Source organism: Novosphingobium sp. BAM6, assembly GCF_057784955.1.
On record NZ_JBYNTR010000008.1, the window covers coordinates 67358 to 85910 of the forward strand.

Sequence of the window (18553 nt, forward strand, 5' to 3'; positions counted from 1 at the left end):
TCGTGCCGCCATCGGTGGAGTACTCGTAGCTCGCCCCGTCTTCCAGGCCGCTGACCACCACCGTGCCATCGCTCGTCACGTGATCGCTTGCAGACGTGCCGGTATCGCTCTCCAGCGCCAGACTGGGAGTTCCCAAGGAGCTTGTCTCCTTTCCTCCCGATCCATGGCCTCCACCGGATAATCCCGCGATGAGCCCCCCGCCGCCAAGTACCCCTAGAACCGGAAGAAGAATGCCGAGACTGTTACCTCCTGATTCCCCCCCGGCGACCGCCCCTCCCAAATCATTCGGATCCTGCAATTCATAAAGGTGCGGATGTACATCATGAGAAACACCCCAAGCGTGTCCATCCTGATCTTCAAAAACAACATCACTTTGTCCATTGCCCGCAAAGTCATTGTAAAATCCTGCAATGCGTATGCTCTTTCCGGAACGCAGCTGGATTATCAGATCGTTACCGTCACGGCTAATCGCCGCCACATCGGCATGATTTATGTGCAGTCTGACGATACTCGGGTGATCAAGATGGATCGCCTCGTCCGGAACATCGTGCGTCTTGCCGCTAGCCTTATCCGTGATCTGCGCAACCATGCCACTCCCCTTATGTTCACATACCTGTGAGGCTGCATTTGCACGGGATTTGCGGACGCCAGACCGAAGGGCACGCCCCTGCCGCGCAGGCAGACACGAACCGAACGTCGAAATAAGACGGACATGCCAAAACAGTCCGATATCGGAATCGATTTTGATGGCAGGTGATTGGCTGTACTTTGAACATGCTCGCGCCGGCTACCGTCTTCCCCAGATGACGGTAGCCGAGCAACGTCTTGCCGCGCCACATGGCACCTGCGCCGCTTGTACGCGCATGGCGTGATGCGAAGGTGCTCGACGCATGCTTGTCGAGAGTGCCTGAACCTACAGGCTGCCGGCGTGAGCAACCCCCAGTTTTCTGGACGCCATCTGCTTTCAAAATCTGCTGCCGTTCGAACTGGGCGGATGGCAGCATCCCGGTCCTGACCTGCTTGCGGATCGGGGTTGTGGAACATCTCGATGTAATCGAACACGTCCTGCCGGGCTTCCTCGCGTGTTTTGTAGGTGCGGCGCCGGAGGCGCTCACGCTTGAGCGAGGAAAAGAAGCTCTCGGCTACCGCGTTATCATGGCAACTGCCGCGACGGCTCATCGAATGCTCAAGATTGTGAGCCGGATGAAGGTCGCCCAGTCCATGCTGGTGACTGCGCGCCTTGATCCGAAGGGATCAGAACACGCTGCTTAGGCTTGCGTCACCATACCGCCAAATACAGCGCCTGCAGCAAATGCTGACTGACGCCGAGCCGCTCAGAAACCTCCCTGCCCGATACCCTCGCTCGATGATCTGGACCACCGCATCACGACCTTGGGCAAGCTCAGGAGAGCCTTGAACACATCGCTGAAATTGGACTCTCTCCCATCGTCATCTCCTGTCCTCAAAATTAGGATAGAAGGCGTCCAGAAATCTAGGGGCTACTCAGCGTTCGGAAAACAGGCATGACTCGGGCGCGCCTATATGTTCATGGACGCGCAAGACCCTGAGATAATGCACAGCAAACGTCATTCTTCCTTAATGTGCCTCACGCTCCCGGCGTATGCCTGAGCGCGCCCTCGTCCAGTTCGCCTTCCCAGCGCGCCACCGTGGTTGCCACGGTGAGGTTGGCGTAGGCGCTGGGCACCGTGCGGGTCATGTCGAGCAGGCGGTCGAAGGGCAGCACGAAACCGACCACCAGCGCGGTCTGCGCAGGCTCGATCCCGCAGGCGGAGAGCACGGCGGAGAGCATGAACAGCGAGGCCGACGGCACCGGCGCGGTGCCGAAAGCGGCCAGCGCGCCGGTCAGCAGCACGGTCGCATAGAGTGTCGCGGTCATCGGCACATGGAACGCCTGTAGCGCGAAGAGGCTGAGCAGGCCGACGTACATCGCGGTGCCGTCCTTGCCGATGCTCGCCCCCAGCGGCAGCACGGTCGAGGCGATGGCGCGGTGGACGCCGATGTTCTCTTCTGCACAGCGCATGGCGACGGGCAGCGTCGCGCTGCTCGATGCGGTGGAGAAGGCGATCGCCAGCGCGTCGGTGATGCCCCGGAAGAACCGCCCGACCGGGACTTTGGCCAGCAGCCGCAGCATCAGCGAATGGACGACGAGGATCTGGATCGCACAGCCTGCCACCACCGCCACCGCCAGCCACGCAACGTTGACGAACACCGCCGCGCCGTTTGCCGCCACCGCATTGGCGATCAGCGCGAAGACGCCCAGCGGCGTCACCTCCATGACGATGCCGACGACTTTCAGCAGCACGGCGGAGGTGCCTTGCAGCAATGTTGCGAAAGGCCTGCCACTCTCGCCCGCCAGCACGGTGCCGACGCCGAACAGGATCGCAACGAAGATCAGCGCCAGCATATCGCCCTTGGCCAGCGCCTCGACGATATTGGTCGGCACGATGCCGACAAGCTGGTCATAAGCGCTGACCGGAGTGCCCAGCGCATGCGGCGCGGCATGGCCGAGCGGCGCGTTCTCGCCGGGGCGAAAGATCGTCGCCACCAGCATGCCCACAGCCACCGCCATTGCGGTCGTCAGCGCGAAGAGGCCAACCGTGCGCCCGCCCACGCTGCCCAGCTTCTTCGGGTCGGCCAGCGTGGTGATACCGCTGGCGATGGTGACGAGCACGATCGGCGCCACCAGCATGCGGATCGCACGCACGAACAGGTCTCCGAACACCGCGAACCACGGCGCGGCCTGCGGGGCGAGCAGCGCCAGCAGCAGCCCCGCCGCCAGCGCGCCGAGCACGCGCTTCCACAGTGGAATGGCGAACCAGCGATGCACGAGCGCCATCAGGCGCAAGTGCCTGCGGGCAAGCTCTTGGGTAACGGATGCGCCAGCGCGCGACCGGCGGCGACGCCCGTCAGCTTACCGTTCTCCACCGCGATCTGCCCGTTCACCAGCACCTCGCGCACGCCCACCGAGGTCAGGTTGGGCTGCTCATAGGTGGCGCGCGGCGCGTATGTCCTGGGATCGAACACCACCACATCGGCGAAGTCGCCCGCCTTCAGATGACCGCGACCGGCCAGGTGGAACCAGTCCGCCGTCGTCGCCGAACTGCGGTCGATGAACTGCTGCACGGTCAGGACGTGGCGCTGCTTCGTGTAGTAGGCGTACTTGCGCGCGAACGTCGCATAGACGCGCGGGTGCGCGGTCGAGGCGTCGGAATCGGTCATCACCCAGGGCTGGCGCATGAACGCCTCGATATCGCCTTCGGACATGTTGAACGAGATCGTCGCGGGATCGGCGGTGCGGATCACGTCCATCGCCGCGCTCACCGCGTCCTCGTGGAGTTCCTTGGCCACTGCATCGAGCCGCTGGTTGGTGTACTTGCCCTCGACGATCAGCAGCTTGTCCGCCCCGCCGCGACGGCGCATGTTCTCGGCCATTCCGGCGCGCAACTTCGCCTGCTGGGCAGGGTCGTCGAAACGCGCGAGCATCGCCTTGCGCCCGCCGTCCTGCGCCCACAGCGGCATCAGCGAGGAGACGAGGCTCGTCCCGCTGGCCGACCACGGATATTGCGCGGCAGTGATGTTCACGCCCGATGCGCGCGCGGCATTGATCCTGGCGATGATCGCCGGGGCCTGTCCCCACAGATCCACGCCCAGCGCCTTGATATGCGAGATGTGGACCGGCAGATGCCCCTCGCGCCCGATGCGGATCACCTCGTCGACGGCGGCGGACAGGCCGATGTTGTAATCGGATTCGTCGCGCATGTGGGTGTCGTAATAGCCACCCATCTGCCCGGCGACCGCCGAAAGCGCGATCACCTCGTCGGTCTTGGAAAAGCTCTGCGGCGCGTAGAACAGTCCGGTCGAGAGGCCCAGCGCGCCCTGGCACATCGCTGTACGGACAAGGCCCTTCTCAGCCTCAAGCTCGGCAGGCGTCGGCGCGCGGCGGTCCTCGCCGATCACCTTGGAGCGGATCGTGCCGAAGCCGGTATAGGCGGCATAGTTGATGCCGACCGGCTTGACCTTCACGCTGGCGAGCAGGCCGCCGACATCGAGCGGACCGCCGCCATCGTTGCCGACGAACGCGGTGGTCACGCCCTGCAGCAGGAACGCCTCGATCAGCCGGGTTCTGGCATCGTCCGAGGTCAGCTCGGCTTCCATATGCGTGTGCGGATCGACGAAGCCGGGGGCGACGATCAGGCCCTTGGCGTCGATCGTGCGCGCGGCCTTCACCGCAAGATGCGCGCCCACCGCGACGATCCGGTCTCCCCTGATGGCAACGTCGCCGGTGAACGGTGCCCCGCCGCCGGGATAGACCGTGCCGCCCTTGATCAGCAGATCGGCGGAGAGCGGTTTTCCGGGTGCGGCCAACAGCCCCGAACCAGTTGCCAGTGCAACCATTCCCAGAACCGCCGCCGATGCGACGCTCACGCGCAACCTGCTGATTTTCATGAACCCCAGAACCCCTGTTGCGGCGGAAGGAGATAGCCGCCCTCATCGCGAACCCCGCCAAGCCGATCTTCCCGAAGCCAGACCGGTCCGTCAAGGTCCACCCAGTCGGCTCCCAGCGCAGCGGCATGCAGGGCAGGCACGATCGAGAGCGAGGAAGAGACCATGCAGCCCACCATCAGGCCCATATTTCGCGCGCGCGCAGCATGGACGAGCGCCAGCGCCTCGCTCAGCCCGCCTGCCTTGTCGAGCTTCACGTTGATCGCCTGATAGCGCGCCGCCACGCGCGGCAGGTCGGCCAGCGTGTGGAGGGATTCGTCGGCACAGATCGGCACCGGGGCGCGATATCCGGCCAACCAGTCATCGGCTTCGGCGGGCACCGGCTGTTCGAGCACGGCCACCCGGCATTCGGCCAGCACCGGCGCCATCGCGCGCACCAGCGCCTCGTCCCAACTCTCGTTGGGATCGACGATCAGGGCCGCCTCCGGCGCCGCCGCCCGCACCGCGCGCACCTGCGCTTCGGGGTCGAGCGCATCGACTTTCACTTTCAGCAGCGGCGCATGGACGACCTTCGCGGCTTCGGCGGCCATCGCCTCGGGTGCGTCGATCACTACCGTCAGCGCGCTGGCGACGGGTCGGTCGGTCGCGATACCAAGCTGATCGGCGACCCTGATCCCGCTCGCCTTCGCTTCCAGATCCCACAGCGCACAGTCGAGCGCATTACGCGCGGCGCCAGCGGGAAGCAGCGTGGCCAGTCCGGCGCGGTCGAGCCCGCGTTCGATGGCGCCGCGTGCCTCCTCGATCTGCGCCAGCACGCTCTCGACGCTCTCGCCATAACGGGCATAGGGCACACCCTCTCCGCGCCCGGTGAGGCCATCGCGCGAGACACTGGCGGTGACTACCAGCGCCTCGGTCTTCACCCCGCGCGAAATGCGGAACGGACGCGCCAGCGCGAACCGCTCCGCCCTTGCGTCGAGGGTGAGGCTCACGCGGGGACGCCCAGCAAGGTGTCGAGGACCGTTTCCACGCCGAAACGATAGGGATCCGTGCAGGGCAGGTCCAGCCGCGCCGCCGTTTGCGCACAGAGCGCGCGGGCAGCATCCTCGTCCAGCGACGAGGTGTTGAGGCATACGCCGACGAAGCGCACGTCGGGGCTGGTCAGCCGCGCGGTGGCGAGGTTGGCCGCGACACACTCTTCCAGCGACGGCAGTGCGCGACCGGGAAGCCCGCGCATGTCGCCGCGTGCAGGGTCGTGGCACAGCACCAGCGCCTGCGCCTGCGCGCCGTGCAGCAGCCCGGTGGAAACCCCCGCGAACGAGGGGTGGAACAGCGATCCCTGCCCCTCGATCACATCCCAGCCGCCATCGTGACGGGCCGGTGCGAGGTGCTCCACCGCGCCCGAGATGAAGTCCGCCACCACGGCATCGAGCGGCACGCCGCTCCCGGCGATCAGGATGCCGGTCTGCCCGGTCGCGCGGAAATCGGCGTCGAGCCCGCGCGCGCGCAGCCCTTCGGCGAGCGCAATGGTCGCGTACATCTTGCCGACCGAACAGTCGGTACCGACGGTCAGCAGACGATTACCTTCGCGCGCATATCCGGTGCCAACTTTCAGGTCCGCAGGCGGATCGCGCACGTCGATCAGCGAGAGCCCGCGCTCCGCCGCGCGCGCGACGAGCGCAGGTACATCGCGCAACCGCTGGTGCAGCCCCGCCGCCACATGCATCCCTGCATCGAGCGCCGCCAGCGCATCGGCGACCATGCTCTCGTCGATCCGTCCGCCAGCGTTGGCGATGCCCAGAACCAGCGTCTTCGCGCCTGCCGCCGCTGCCTCGGCTATCGTCATGCGCGGCAGATCGAGCGTCAGCGGGCTGTCGTCGTGCCGGAATTCGCCCACGCAATCGTGCCGCCGGAACGCCGCCAGGCCCCGCGAGGTCTTGATGCCGATGAAGTCGGCGCTGTGGCCGAGATAGAGAAGAAAAGGTGCCGCAATCATGCCGCGCAAACTAGCTACGAGAGGCTCCCCTACGCTCATATCGACGTCGCGCCGCCCTATAGCCCGGCGCTATGGGGCGGGATGGAGCAGACAGGCCGAGCCCCTACAGCGACGGCACGTTGGCCGCACGCGAAAGACGCTCGAAGGATTGCCGCCTTTGCAAACCAGCGCCGTTGAACTCGCTCCGCAGCCTCGTCATCTTCCCCTCCCTGCGACGCGATCCAGCCGACATCAGAAGGACTTGCCCGATGCCCGAGACACCGCCCGCCAGCAATCCGGCCGCCACCGATCAGGTCGCCTGCCCCGATGGCCGCGTGGCGACCGTCTATCACTGGCGCGCCACGGTTCCGGTAAAGGGCGTGGTGCTGCTCGCGCACGGCATGGGCGAGCATGCCTTGCGCTATGACCGCTTTGCCAGAGTGCTGGCGGCGGCGGGCTACGAGGTCCACGCCCCCGATCAGCGCGGCCACGGGCCGAGCGCGCGAGACGACGGCACGCTGGGCGATCTCGGCCCCGATGGCTTCCCGGCGCTGACGCAGGACCATGCCGCGCTGATCCTTTGGGTGCGCGAGCACTACGGCGATCTGCCGCTGATCCTGTTCGGCCATTCGATGGGCTCGATGATGCTGCAACAGCTGATCCTCGATACCGTCGATCCGGGCGATGCGGTGATCCTGTGCGGTTCGACCGCGGTGGACCGCATGGGCGAGATGATGGCGGCCTCCAAGGCCGAAGGCGGCCCGTTCGCGGCCTTCAACGCCGCGTTCCAGCCGATGCGCACCGGCGCCGACTGGCTGAGCCGCGACGAACACGAGGTCGACCTCTACCTTGCCGATCCGCTCTGCGGCTTTGCCGTGACGCCCGCCTCTTTCGCCTCGCTGCTGGCGCAGGGCGAACACTTGCGCGATCCCGCCGCGCTGGAAATCCTCCACCCGGACCTGCCGATCCTGATATTCTCGGGCGATATGGACCCGATCGCCGGACCGGACGGCGCGATCGTGCGCGAACTCACCGAACGTTATCGCGCGGCGGGCCTGCGCCGGGTGACGCTCAAGCTCTATCCCGAAGGGCGCCACGAGATGCTCAACGAGATCAACCGCGAGGACGTTACCGGCGACGTGCTCGGCTGGATCGCCGCGAACGTGGGATGAAAAGAGTGCGGGGTAGCGTTGCTCTGTCATCCTGCTAGAGCAGCGACATGCTGAACAACACGCACAAGCTCTCGGGCACGGTCCCCGTCGACGGTATCCAGTACGACTGGGAAGTGCGCCGCGAACCGAGCTGGAGCGATATCGAGGGCTGGCGCGGCATGACCGTCTTCGTCCTCCAACACGGCACCAAGCGCGGCGCGGTGCTGGAGTTCCCGCCGCCCAAGCGCCTGTTGAAGGGCCTGCAACGCGGCCGCCTGCAGATCGGCGACGCCATTGTCGCGCGCGGCGTACGCGCCGCCCTCGCCGCCGGATGGGAACCAGAGACCCGCGGCAAGCCGATGGTCTTCGAGGTCGACGCCGACGGGAATTGAGGGGGGATCAGCAGAGGGGGCTTACGCAGGATAGCTTGCATGTCTCACAATGCAGAACCCGACCCCGTCCTCGTGGCGCCGCTGGCGGCCCTCGACTACTACGACCGCCAGACCATTCGCGTCGCACGCGATGTCACTGCGCTGGAGGCCTGGCGGCTCATTACGGCCCAGACCGGCACGGCGATGCGCCTCGCTTTCAAGGTGCGCGATCTCGTATCGTCGGCGTTCGGCGTCGAGCCTGTGGGCGGGTTCGCCGGATCGATCCCGAAGCAGGTGCATGTGGGCGACAAGCTCGACTTCTTTCTGGTCGAGCAGATCGCACCCGACCTCCTCGTGCTCACCGCGAGAGACCGCCACCTCGACGTAATGACCTGCATCACCACAGGCGCGGGCCATGTGTCGATCACCGCTTCCGTGGTGACGCACAATCTCTACGGGAGGCTCTATATGCTACCGGTCGGCCGCGCCCACCGCCGCATCGTCGCAGGATCGCTGCGCAAGCTGAAGGCGAGTTTGGGCAAGACCTGAACCCGATGAAAATAAACGCTATTCGGTTTTCGGGGCTGAGGCGAGCTTGCGCCGAAAGGCGAATACCAGAACCACGGCAAATGCAACTGTCGTGCCGATGCCGACAATACGATTCTCGTACCCGAGAGAAGCCCTGAAGAGGCAGCTCAGGATGTTGAGCGATGCCGGAACGGCAATTGCAGCTCTTATCGCAAAAGTTGCCCCAAACGGTCGCGACAAAGCCCCATAGATAATCGCTACAACCAGCCCCATGTTCAGAAGGGCCGAAAACGCCGCATTGAAATACGAAAGCATAATGCCTCTGAAAAGTGCGATCGTATTCTAAGCCCGCCCATATGATGTTCGCAAGGCCGACTTCGCCAATGCCCCCCTCACCCCATCGGCACCGGGCGCGAGTGCGCATCTATCGTTCTGGCCAGCGCCTTGAGGAAATCGGTGGCCAGCACGGTCGGGGGGCGGTTGGTGAGGTACATCGCGTGGACGTCGAAGGTCAGGCGCGATTTGAGCGGGCGCATCGACAGGCCGGGGACCAGCGAGGCGCGCGCGGTGAAGTTGTCCACCACGGTCATGCCCACGCCCTGCCGCACCAGCGCGGTCGCGATGTGGAAGGTGCGGGCCTGCACCACCTCGTCCAGCTCTACGCCTGCGCGCAGCACTTCCTTGCTGAACAGCAGGCCGATGGGGCCGGAAGCGGCGAGCGAGATGAACGGGCGGCCGACCAGTTGCTCCAGATCGATGCGCGAGGGCGCGTCGGGCATGTCCTCCTCGCGATAGAGCACGACCAGTTCGCCCGCGCCCAGCCACTGCGCACCGATGGGGGCATCGCGCGGCACCTCGAAGGCGACGGCGAGATCGGTCTCGCGCTCGTAGAGCTTGCGCAGCAGATCCTCGTGGTGGATCGTCTGGAGGTCGAACTTCACCTTGGCATGACTGCGCAGGAACTGGGTGACGGTCGTCGGCAGCGCATCGAGCGCGATCGACGGCAGCGCCGAGACGCGCAGCACGCCCTCGCTGCCGCGCCGCAGGTTCCGGCTCGCCTCGCGCAGGGCATAGACGCGGTCCTGAATCTCGCCCACTTCGGTGAACAGCGTGTGCGCGTCCTCGGTCGGGATCAGACGCCCGGCGGTGCGCTGGAACAGCGGAAAGCCCAGCAGCGATTCGGCATGGCGCAGCACCTTGGACACCGAGGGCTGCGAGACGTTGAGCGCGCGCGCCGCCGCGCTGACCGAGCCGTTGACGTAAACGGCGTGAAATATCTCGATGTGGCGCAGGTTCATGGGATCGTCCGTGTCGGCAGCGTCCCAATGCGAGGGGCGTGAGGCCAGAAAGAGGCCAAGTGATAGCACCCAAGGCCGCGCTGCCAAGCATGGCGGGCGCCTCGCGCCCTCATGGGCCGGATAGTGTGGCGCTCATGCATCTTGCCCGGCACGATACGCGAAATCGGCGCACAAAAACGCTCGCCTCGCCGCGAAAGGCGCGCCACGTTGTGGCCATGGCGGCTCTTTCCCTTCTTCTCGCAAGCAGCGCGGCGGCGCTCGCACTGGTGCTTCCCGTCGTGACGCAAGCGCAGGACAGTGCCCCGCCATCCCCCCAGCCTATGGCCGAGGCGCGAGTGACTTTCGACCGTTATCGCATCCTGTCCGAGAGCGCGAGCGGTCTCGCCGATCCGGCCACGGGGCGAGCGGTGACGACTTCCGATCCGGCGCGCGTCGCCTCGATCTCGAAGCTGGTGACAGCCATCGGCGTGATGCGGCTGGTGGAGGAAAAGAAGCTCGATCTCGATGCCGATGTCTCGACCTATCTGGGCTGGTCCTTACGCAATCCGGCGTTCCCGGACACGCCTATCACGCTGCGCCTGCTGCTCTCGCACCGATCGAGCCTGCGCGACGGGATCGACTATGTGCTGCCGCTCGATGCCAGCCTGAAGGCGGCGGTCGCGGCCCCCGAGGCGTGGGACAGCGAGCACGCGCCGGGCACCTACTTTCGCTATACCAACCTCAACTTCCCGATGATCGGCGCGGTGATGGAGCGCGTGACAGGCGAACGGTTCGACAGGCTGATGGACCGGCTGGTGCTGCGCCCGATGAAGCTCGATGCCTGCTACAACTGGACGCAGTGCAGCGATGCGGCGGTGGCCCGTGCAGTGGTCCTGACCCGGCAGGGCAAGCCGGTGAGCGACGACAATCACGGGGCACGCCCCGCCTGCCCGGTAACGCCCGCCAGCGACGGCTCGTGCGATCTCGATACCTGGCAGGCCGGACGCAACGGCGCGATCTTTTCGCCGCAGGGCGGCCTGCGGATTTCGGCGCTGGGTCTGGCGCGGGTCGGGCAGATGCTGCTCAATCGCGGTATGCTCGACGGGAAGCGCATTCTTTCGGCTCGATCCATCGCGACGATAGAGGCGCCGCAGTGGGTGTCGGACGGCGCCAACGGCGATACATGGCAGGGCTTCTTGTGTACCTATGGCCTCGCGGTCCAGACGCTGGCGACAAAGGCGCAAGGCTGCCGCGACGATCCTTTCGGGGACGGACGCCCGCGCATCGGCCATGCGGGCAATGCCTATGGCCTGCGCTCAGGCCTTTGGATCGACCCCGAACGCGGCACCGGCGTCGCCTATTTCGCTACCGATGTACCCGAGACGCCGGGGGCGCACTCCGCCTTCAGCGCGACGGAAGAGCGGCTGGCTACTGGCGAAGCGCTTCCCGCAGGCGGCCACCGCTAAGCGCCAGCCGTTCGCGCGCGGTCTCGAACGAAAACCCCTGTGCCAGCAGCACGGCAAGCCGCACGTCGTTGTCGGCGCGGTCCAGCGCGGCCTGTGCCTCGGCATGCGAGGTGCCGGAAAGTTCGGCCACCATCACCTCGCCGCGCTGCCGCAGCTTGTGGTTGGAGACGCGCATGTTGACCATGCGGCCGCGATAGACCAGCCCGCGCTTGACCATGATCGCGCTCGACAACGCGTTGAGCACGGCCTTCTGCGCGGTGCCCGCCTTCATGCGGGTGGACCCGGCGATCACTTCGGCGCCGGTCTCGACGAGGATCGGATGATCGGCCACCGCCAGCAGCTTGGCGCCGGGATTGTTGGCGACCGCGATGGTCAGCGCGCCAGCCGCGCGCGCAGTCTCCAGCGCGGCGATGGTGAACGGCGTGCGGCCACTCGCGGCAAGGCCGATCACCACATCGGATAGGCCGACATTCGCCTCGACCAAGGCAACATGCGCGGCTTCGGGATCGTCCTCGGCACCTTCGACCGCCTCTATCAGCGCGCGGGGGCCGCCTGCCATCACGAAATGCACGCGTGCGGTCGGCCAGTTGAAAGTCGGGTACAGTTCCGCCCCGTCCTGCACCGCGATCCGGCCCGAGGTGCCCGCGCCGACATAGACCAGCCGCCCGGTTTCCCCCAGTCGCTCCGCCGCCGCGTCCGCCGCCTGTGCGATGGCATTGCCTTGCGCATGAACGGCGGCGAGCGCGGCCATCTGCCCCTCGATCATCGCCGCGACCGCCTGCTCCGTCGGCCACAGGTCAAGGTCGAGGTAGCGCGGATCGGGGAATTCGGTGTTCATGCGCGGACGGGCCTCTCAGGTCACGATCATCCTGCGATAGCGATCCTGCGGAAGTGATGGAAATCGCAGCGCTTCGCCCGGACATAACGCAAGGGCATGGGGGCGTGACCGATGGCGATAGGCCGGATCACGCAAGGCCGTCCTACCCTCCGGCCATGACGTACTTTCTCGGCATCGATGCAGGCGGCAGCCATTGCCGCGCCCGGCTGGTCGACACCAGCGGCACCGTGCTCGGCAGCGGCAGCGCCGGGCCTGCCAATGCCGGGATCGGGCTCGATGCGCTGTTCGCGGCGCTGGAAGGCGTGATCGCACAGGCGCTTGGCGAAGCCGGACTGGGCCGCGAACAAGCGCGCGCGGTGCAGGTGGGCATGGGCATCGCCGGGATCACGCGTCCGGGTGTGCGCGAGGCCATTGCCGCGCACGATTTCGGGCTGGGGCCTGTCGCCTGCACCACCGATGCGATGATCGCCAATCTCGGCGCACATCGCGGCGCGGATGGGGCGGTGCTGATCGTCGGCACCGGCAGCATCGCACAATTGCGCGTCGAGGGGCGCGACTTCGCTATCGGTGGCTACGGCTTTCCGATCTCGGACGAGGGCAGCGGCGCCGCGCTGGGCCTCTCCGCCATGCGCCATGCCCTGCGCGCGCTCGACGGACGCACCCGGCGCACCGCGCTGAGCGAGGCCGTAACCGAAGGCTTCGGACACGACACCGCCCGCGCCATCGCGTGGATGGACCACGCCACCCCGCGCGACTACGGCGCCTTCGCCCCGCTAGTCATGGCCCATGCCCAGCAGGGCGACGTGATCGCGCGCTCCATCGTCGAAGACGCCGCCGGGCATATCGAGCGCTTCATCGAGACGGTGTTCGAGCGCGGGGCCGCACGCTGCGCGCTGGTGGGCGGTCTCGCCCCGCACATGCGCCCCTGGCTGCGCGCCCGCACGGTGGCGAGGCTGGCCGAGCCGCTGGGAGATTCGCTCGACGGCGCGCTACTGCTCGCAGGCTTCCCTCCTGCGGCCCAACCCTGACAATTACAGAATTTGCGTATAATTCTCCGCCGAATTGCAGCCAGATTTCCGCGATTAAGATTCATTTTCACTTTATTGCAGCGTGATTTCTGGCCCATAGTCCTCCCAGCTGTTCAGTTCTCAGGAGGCAACACAGCATGAAGACATGGACTTGGGCGATCGCCGCACTGGCGAGCGCGGGGGCGGCTGTCACGGGGGCAATGCCCGCGAACGCGGCGGATGCCTCATCGGCCCGCAAACTTCAGGATCGCGGCACCCAGCAGATTCCGGTCTGCCGCAAGAACCTCGGCACGGTTTCCATCGTCGAGCCGGACAACCAGTGGTGGCGCGAATTCAACCTCGGCAGTCCCGAGGCGATTCTGCGCGTGTTCGTGCAGCAGTCGCACTGCTTCACGCTGGTGAACCGGGGGCGGTCACTCCAGAGCAGCGCGATGGAGCGGGCGCTGGCCGAGAACGGTGAGCTGCAGAAGGGCTCGAACATCGGCAAGGGGCAGATCAAGGCGGCAGACTACTTCCTCCAGCCCGATATCGTCTCGACCAACAACAATTCGGGCGGCGGCGGCATCGGCGGCCTGCTGGGCGGCGTCGGCGGCCTGATGGGCCATGGCGTAGGCCGGATCGCGGGCGGTCTGAACGTCAAGAAGGGCGAGGCGAACGTCACGCTCTCGGTCGTCAATGCGCGCACCACCGTGGAAGAGGCGCTGACCGAAGGCTATGCCCGCAAGTCCGACGTCAGTTTCGGCGGCAGCGGCGCAGGCGGCTGGTTCGGCGGCACCTTCGCGGCAGCGGGTGGCGGTGGCTACCAGAACACCCAGATCGGCCAGATCATCGTGCTGGCCTATCTGGATGCCTATACCAAGCTGGTCGACCAGCTGGGCGGATTGCCGCAGGACGCCTCGGCCGCCGCGCCGATCGCGAACAAGTAGGCCCGCGCACCCAATAATACGGCAAGAAGCGCGGCATCTTTTTGCAAAGATGCCGCGCTTCGCTTTGTTGCGATGCAAATCGCCGAACCAATAACGTGCGCCTGCATATCAATTCCCGGCCAAATTCAGATTATGTCATCTGCCCCTCCAGCACAGGGGTCGAAGAGGAACGGTTGACCGTCCCGCCCTGCATCGCGATTATACAGGGAGAGACGATCTTGAACTCGCAAAGCCGTATCTGCTGTCTGCTGGCCAGTGCCAGCGTTCTGGCCTTCGCACAGCCTGCCTTCGCTCAAACCACGCAGACCGCCCCCGCCGCAACGCCTGCCCCCGCGACCGACAACAGCGCCACGCAGGACAACCAGAGCCGCAACCAGGAAATCATCGTCACCGGCTCGCGCGTGCTCAAGGACGGTTCGGCCAGCCCGACACCGCTGACCACGATCTCAACCGAAGCGCTGGTTTCCGCCGCGCCCAGCGGCACGATCAGCGATGCGCTGAACAACCTGCCGGTGTTCTCGGGCTCCCGCGGGTCGTTCAGCAACCCCGGCTCGAACGCCACCGGCGTGCAGGGCGGCAACGGCAATGCCAACGTGCTGAACCTGCGCAACCTCGGCACCACGCGCACCCTGGTTCTGTTCGACGGCCACCGCGTGCCGCCCACGCTGTTCAACGGCACCGTCGATGTCGATATCATCCCGCAGGAGCTGATCAAGAACGTCGATATCGTTACCGGCGGCGTTTCCGCCGTCTACGGTTCCGATGCCGTATCGGGCGTGGTCAACTATGTGCTCGACCGCAATTTCAACGGGCTGCGCGCGCATGGTGAGATGGGCATCTCGCAATATGGTGACGCCGCAACGCGCGACATCGGCGGCGCCGTGGGCTTCAAGGTCGGCGACCGCGGCCACTTCGAGGCGAGCGTCGAGCATCGCGAGGCAGACGGCATTCCCAACCGCGTGGGCGCCCGCAAGTGGCTGAACCTCGCCGCGATCCAGGGCAGCGGCACTACCGCCGATCCCTATTACCTCGGCACCAACGTGCGCCTGCCGAACTACAGCTTCGGCGGCTACATTCCCAGCGGCGCACTGGCCGGGCAGACCTTCGGTTCCGACAGCACATTGAGCGCCTTCGACCGTTCGACCGACGGCGCCTACCAGAACGCCTCGATGATGGCCGCCTCCAAGGGCACGCAGGTCTTCGGGCGGTTCGATTACGACCTGACCGACGACATCCACTTCTACGTGCAGGGCGCGGGCAACTTCAAGAAGAGCACCGCCTACACCGGCTGGAACCAGCTGGCGGGCCTGACCTTCAGCGCGGATAACGCCTATCTACCCACCGCGTATCAGGACGCGCTGGCAACGGCAGGCCAGTCCACCTTCACAATGAACGAGATCCTCTCGGCAGCGCCGCGCATCCAGACGCAGAGCAGCACGCAGCAAATCTACGCCAATGCCGGACTTAACGGCAGCCTTGGCAAGTGGGACTGGGATGCGACCTATACCCACGGCGTTTCGCGCCTGCACACCGTGGTCAACAACGTCATCAACTACCAGAACCTCGCCGCTGCCAGCGACGCGGTGACGGACGGCAGCGGCAATGTGGTATGCGCGGCCTCGCTGGTGAACTCAGCCTATGCCAACTGCACGCCGATCAACCTGTTCGGCTCGTCCTCGCCCAGCAGTTCGGCGCTGGACTATATCCTCGGCAATGTCGGCTATGTCAGCCACACGATCATGGATTCGGCCGATGCCTCGATCAGCGGCTCGCCGGTCGATACCTGGGCAGGCCCGGTCAACGTCGCGCTGTCAGGCGAATGGCGCCACACCTCGTTCGACATGTCGAGCACGACGAACACCGCCTATGCCGACTGCACCAACCTGACCTACAACTGCACCGCCGGTGGCACGCCGATGTATTCGGTGATGTTCCCCAGCAGCGGCAAGGTCAGCCAGAGCGTGAAGGAAGCCGCGCTCGAAGTGGAAGTGCCACTGCTCAAGGACGTGCCGCTGTTCCGCTCGCTCAACTTCAACGGCGCGGCGCGCTACACCGATTACAGCACCAGCGGCCATTACTGGACCTGGAAGCTGGGCGGCGTGTGGGAAGTCAACGACGACATCAAGTTCCGCGGCACGCTCTCGCGCGATATCCGCGCGCCCAACCTCTACGAACTGTTCCAGCCCGCCTCGACCGTGTGGGGCAACTTCAACCTGCGCCAGTCGGACGGGACGTACAAGACGTACTACGCACCCTCGGTCAACGTGGGTAACGCCGATCTGAAGGCAGAAATCGGTCGCACCTACACCTTCGGTACGGTGCTCAAGCCCAGCTTCCTGCCGGGCGTAACGCTCACGGTCGATTACTACCACACGGTCGTCGACGATGCGATCACCACGGTGCAGGGCTTCAACGCCGCCACGCAGACCGCCTGCGCCACCACAGGCACCTATTGCGAGCTGATCGACAGCAGCGGCGCGACGCCGATCTTCTACATCAAGCCGTACAACCTCTCGAAGATCAAGACCTGGGGCATCGACGGCGAGCTGGATTACCGCACGCGACTGGTCGGCCAGCCGCTCAACATGCGGCTGCTCGTGAACTACCAGCCGCACATCTACTACATCCAGCCGGGTACGGCGACGATCGATCAGGGCGATGCCGGCTGGGGCCAGAACGGCCTGATGCCGAGCCCCAGCGTGCAGGTCTCTGCGTTCCTGGGCTACCAGGTCACGGACAACTTCAAGGTCGACCTGTTCGAGCACTACCGCAACGGCTTCCGCCGCAGTGGCGTGGCAACGCAGGTCTACCTCGACCCGCGCGTCCGCAGCTATGCGACCACCAACCTGACCTTCACGTTCGACACAGGTTCGGCGTGGAAGATCACGGATAGCCAGCTGACCTTCAGCGTCAGCAACCTGTTCAATGCAACGCCTCCGCTCAGCGGCTACTACAGCGGCACCACCGCTGCGGGACAGGCCTACGAGTTCTCGGACGATCCCACCGGCCGTGCCTTCATGGTCGGCTTCAAGATCCAGGCGTGATCCGATGATCCGAGGTGTACGCAAAGCAGGCGGCAAGCGCCCGCCGATGGCGCTGACCGGACTGGCCGCCGCAGCTCTTGTCACAGCCGGGGCCACTGTCGGGATCGGGGCCTTCGTGCCCCGGCCCGCGCTAGCGCAGGCCGGGGGGGCTCAGAACAGCGCGGCTCAGGAAGAGTCAGCCCCGGCCCTTCCGGCAGGTGTGAAGACCACCTTCGTTCACCTCGGGCGTGGCGAACCGGGCGTGCTCTACACCCCCGAAACGCCGGGGCCGAAGGCGGCGACGGCGGTGTTCATCATGCATTCGGCGGCGGACTATCTCAGCTTCTCAGGATGCAGCGAACTGGCGAAGCGCGGCTACACCGTGCTGTGCGCCAACAATTCGACCAGCAAGTCGGGCGCCTACAACGACGGCATTCTTGACGAAGTGCTGGTCGAGGCCGGGCGCGGCGTGGCCTGGCTGCGCGCGCAGCCGAACGTGCGCCATGTCGTGCTGCTCGGCCACAGCGGCGGCGGCACGGTGATGAGCGCCTACCAGATGATCGCCGAGAAGGGCGTGGCCGCGTGCCGGGGCAAGGACAAGATCTGGCAGTGCCCCGACCGCGTGGGGCACCTGCCGCCCGCCGACGGGCTGATGATGATCGACTCCAACTGGGGCCTCGCCGCGATGACGCTGTTCAGCATCGACCCGGCGGTGAAGGGCGAGACAGGTGGAATGTCGCTCGATCCCGCGCTCGACATGTACAACCCCGCCAATGGCTTCAAGGCCAGCGGATCGCACTATTCGCCCGCTTTCGTGAAGCGGTTCCTTGCCGCCGAAGGGCGGCGCTCGAACGCGCTGATCGCTCGCGCGCAAAGCGAATATGCCGCAATCAGCGCGGGTAAAGGCCCCTACCGCGACGATGCGCCCTTCACGGTGCCGGGCGCCATCCTGCTGGGCAGCAACAACAAGCTGTTCTCGCAGGACACCGCGCTGATGGCGCATACCGTCAAGGCCTGGCCGCTGCTCCATGCCGATGGCAGCGAGACCACCGGCATCGTCTCCACCGTGCGCGTGCCGGAGAACGTCAGCAATAATTCGCCTTCGTATCTGCGCGGCGCGCTCAAGACCTCGGTCGAGAGCTATCTGAGCACCTATGCGATCCGCACCGGGCCGGAGTTCGGCTATGATGCCACGTCTGTTCACGGGGTGGACTGGACCTCCAGCTACGCCAGCCCGCCGGGCAACGTGCAGCAGATCGACGCCCCGCTGCTGGTGATGGGCATGACCGGTCACTGGGAATATCTGGCGGCCGAGACGATCTTCAACCTCGCCCACAGCCGCGACAAGTCGCTCGCCTTCGTGGAGGGTGCGACGCACCTCTATACGACGTGCAAGGCTTGTGAAAAAACGCCCGGCCAGTTCGGCGATACGCTGAAGACCACGTACGATCATATCGACAGCTGGCTGGCGAAACCCGGCCGGTTCGACTGATCTGCCGCCCAACCCCA

The 18553-nt window shown here is 65.8% G+C and carries 16 protein-coding genes and 1 pseudogene; 8 read left to right on the forward strand and 9 right to left on the reverse strand.

The window, feature by feature from the left end:
• From AC3EC3_RS16755 to dgcN, 6 genes and pseudogenes are all read right to left on the reverse strand, one after another.
• A partial coding sequence (locus AC3EC3_RS16755) for a BapA/Bap/LapF family prefix-like domain-containing protein (RefSeq protein ID WP_488490743.1) occupies window positions 1–589 on the reverse strand: 589 nt, incomplete at its 3' end.
• 361 nt (window positions 590–950) lie between these two features.
• Window positions 951–1309 (reverse strand): annotated as a pseudogene (locus tag AC3EC3_RS16760) (IS3 family transposase); the annotation flags it as partial.
• A gap of 297 nt (window positions 1310–1606) precedes the next feature.
• Complete coding sequence (locus AC3EC3_RS16765) at window positions 1607–2857, reverse strand: dicarboxylate/amino acid:cation symporter (RefSeq protein ID WP_488490744.1); 1251 nt, start codon at window positions 2855–2857, stop codon at window positions 1607–1609.
• On the reverse strand, window positions 2857–4446 hold the full coding sequence (locus AC3EC3_RS16770; RefSeq protein WP_488490745.1) for an N-acyl-D-amino-acid deacylase family protein: 1590 nt from the start codon (window positions 4444–4446) through the stop codon (window positions 2857–2859). The genes AC3EC3_RS16765 and AC3EC3_RS16770 overlap by 1 nt, the downstream gene beginning before the upstream one ends.
• 17 nt (window positions 4447–4463) lie before the next feature.
• Window positions 4464–5453, reverse strand: a complete 990-nt coding sequence (gene dgcA, locus AC3EC3_RS16775; RefSeq protein ID WP_488490746.1) for an N-acetyl-D-Glu racemase DgcA — start codon at window positions 5451–5453, stop codon at window positions 4464–4466.
• Window positions 5450–6457, reverse strand: coding sequence for an N-acetyltransferase DgcN (gene dgcN / locus AC3EC3_RS16780; RefSeq protein WP_488490747.1), 1008 nt, complete (start codon window positions 6455–6457; stop codon window positions 5450–5452). The genes dgcA and dgcN overlap by 4 nt, the downstream gene beginning before the upstream one ends.
• 248 nt (window positions 6458–6705) lie before the next feature.
• On the opposite strand from dgcN, the gene AC3EC3_RS16785 reads away from it, so the two are divergent.
• From AC3EC3_RS16785 to AC3EC3_RS16795, 3 genes are read left to right on the forward strand one after another with little or no spacing between them, the layout of a single operon-like run.
• On the forward strand, window positions 6706–7608 hold the full coding sequence (locus AC3EC3_RS16785; protein ID WP_488490748.1) for an alpha/beta fold hydrolase: 903 nt from the start codon (window positions 6706–6708) through the stop codon (window positions 7606–7608).
• Window positions 7609–7655: 47 nt separating this feature from the next.
• A complete protein-coding gene (locus AC3EC3_RS16790) occupies window positions 7656–7979 on the forward strand; it encodes a hypothetical protein (protein WP_260928811.1) in 324 nt (107 codons plus the stop codon).
• Window positions 7980–8018: 39 nt separating this feature from the next.
• Window positions 8019–8507 carry a DUF2867 domain-containing protein gene (locus tag AC3EC3_RS16795; protein WP_488490749.1) on the forward strand — a complete coding sequence of 163 codons (489 nt, stop codon included), beginning with the start codon at window positions 8019–8021 and terminating at the stop codon, window positions 8505–8507.
• An 18-nt stretch (window positions 8508–8525) separates the two neighbouring features.
• Here the strand turns inward: AC3EC3_RS16795 and AC3EC3_RS16800 are convergent, their stop codons facing one another.
• Window positions 8526–8801 carry a hypothetical protein gene (locus tag AC3EC3_RS16800; RefSeq protein WP_488490750.1) on the reverse strand — a complete coding sequence of 92 codons (276 nt, stop codon included), beginning with the start codon at window positions 8799–8801 and terminating at the stop codon, window positions 8526–8528.
• A gap of 77 nt (window positions 8802–8878) precedes the next feature.
• Window positions 8879–9784: a LysR family transcriptional regulator gene (locus tag AC3EC3_RS16805; RefSeq protein WP_488490751.1), complete on the reverse strand. Its 906-nt coding sequence runs from the start codon at window positions 9782–9784 to the stop codon at window positions 8879–8881.
• Between the two features lie 215 nt (window positions 9785–9999).
• On the opposite strand from AC3EC3_RS16805, the gene AC3EC3_RS16810 reads away from it, so the two are divergent.
• Entirely contained in the window at window positions 10000–11229 is a 1230-nt protein-coding gene (locus AC3EC3_RS16810; RefSeq protein ID WP_488490752.1) for a serine hydrolase domain-containing protein, read from the forward strand.
• On the opposite strand, the gene AC3EC3_RS16815 is transcribed toward AC3EC3_RS16810, so the two are convergent.
• Entirely contained in the window at window positions 11192–12067 is an 876-nt protein-coding gene (locus AC3EC3_RS16815) for an N-acetylmuramic acid 6-phosphate etherase (protein WP_488490753.1), read from the reverse strand. The two genes, AC3EC3_RS16810 and AC3EC3_RS16815, sit on opposite strands and share 38 nt — an antisense overlap.
• 155 nt (window positions 12068–12222) lie before the next feature.
• Here AC3EC3_RS16815 and AC3EC3_RS16820 point away from each other — a divergent pair, with 155 nt between their 5' ends.
• The 4 genes from AC3EC3_RS16820 (at window position 12223) to AC3EC3_RS16835 (ending at window position 18536) form a co-directional block, all read left to right on the forward strand.
• On the forward strand, window positions 12223–13095 hold the full coding sequence (locus AC3EC3_RS16820) for a glucosamine kinase nucleotide-binding domain-containing protein (protein ID WP_488490754.1): 873 nt from the start codon (window positions 12223–12225) through the stop codon (window positions 13093–13095).
• Between the two features lie 137 nt (window positions 13096–13232).
• Window positions 13233–14021 carry a CsgG/HfaB family protein gene (locus tag AC3EC3_RS16825; protein ID WP_488490755.1) on the forward strand — a complete coding sequence of 263 codons (789 nt, stop codon included), beginning with the start codon at window positions 13233–13235 and terminating at the stop codon, window positions 14019–14021.
• A 218-nt stretch (window positions 14022–14239) separates the two neighbouring features.
• Complete coding sequence (locus AC3EC3_RS16830) at window positions 14240–17065, forward strand: TonB-dependent receptor plug domain-containing protein (protein ID WP_488490756.1); 2826 nt, start codon at window positions 14240–14242, stop codon at window positions 17063–17065.
• Between the two features lie 4 nt (window positions 17066–17069).
• On the forward strand, window positions 17070–18536 hold the full coding sequence (locus AC3EC3_RS16835) for an alpha/beta hydrolase family protein (RefSeq protein ID WP_488490757.1): 1467 nt from the start codon (window positions 17070–17072) through the stop codon (window positions 18534–18536).
• Window positions 18537–18553 lie beyond the last annotated feature (17 nt).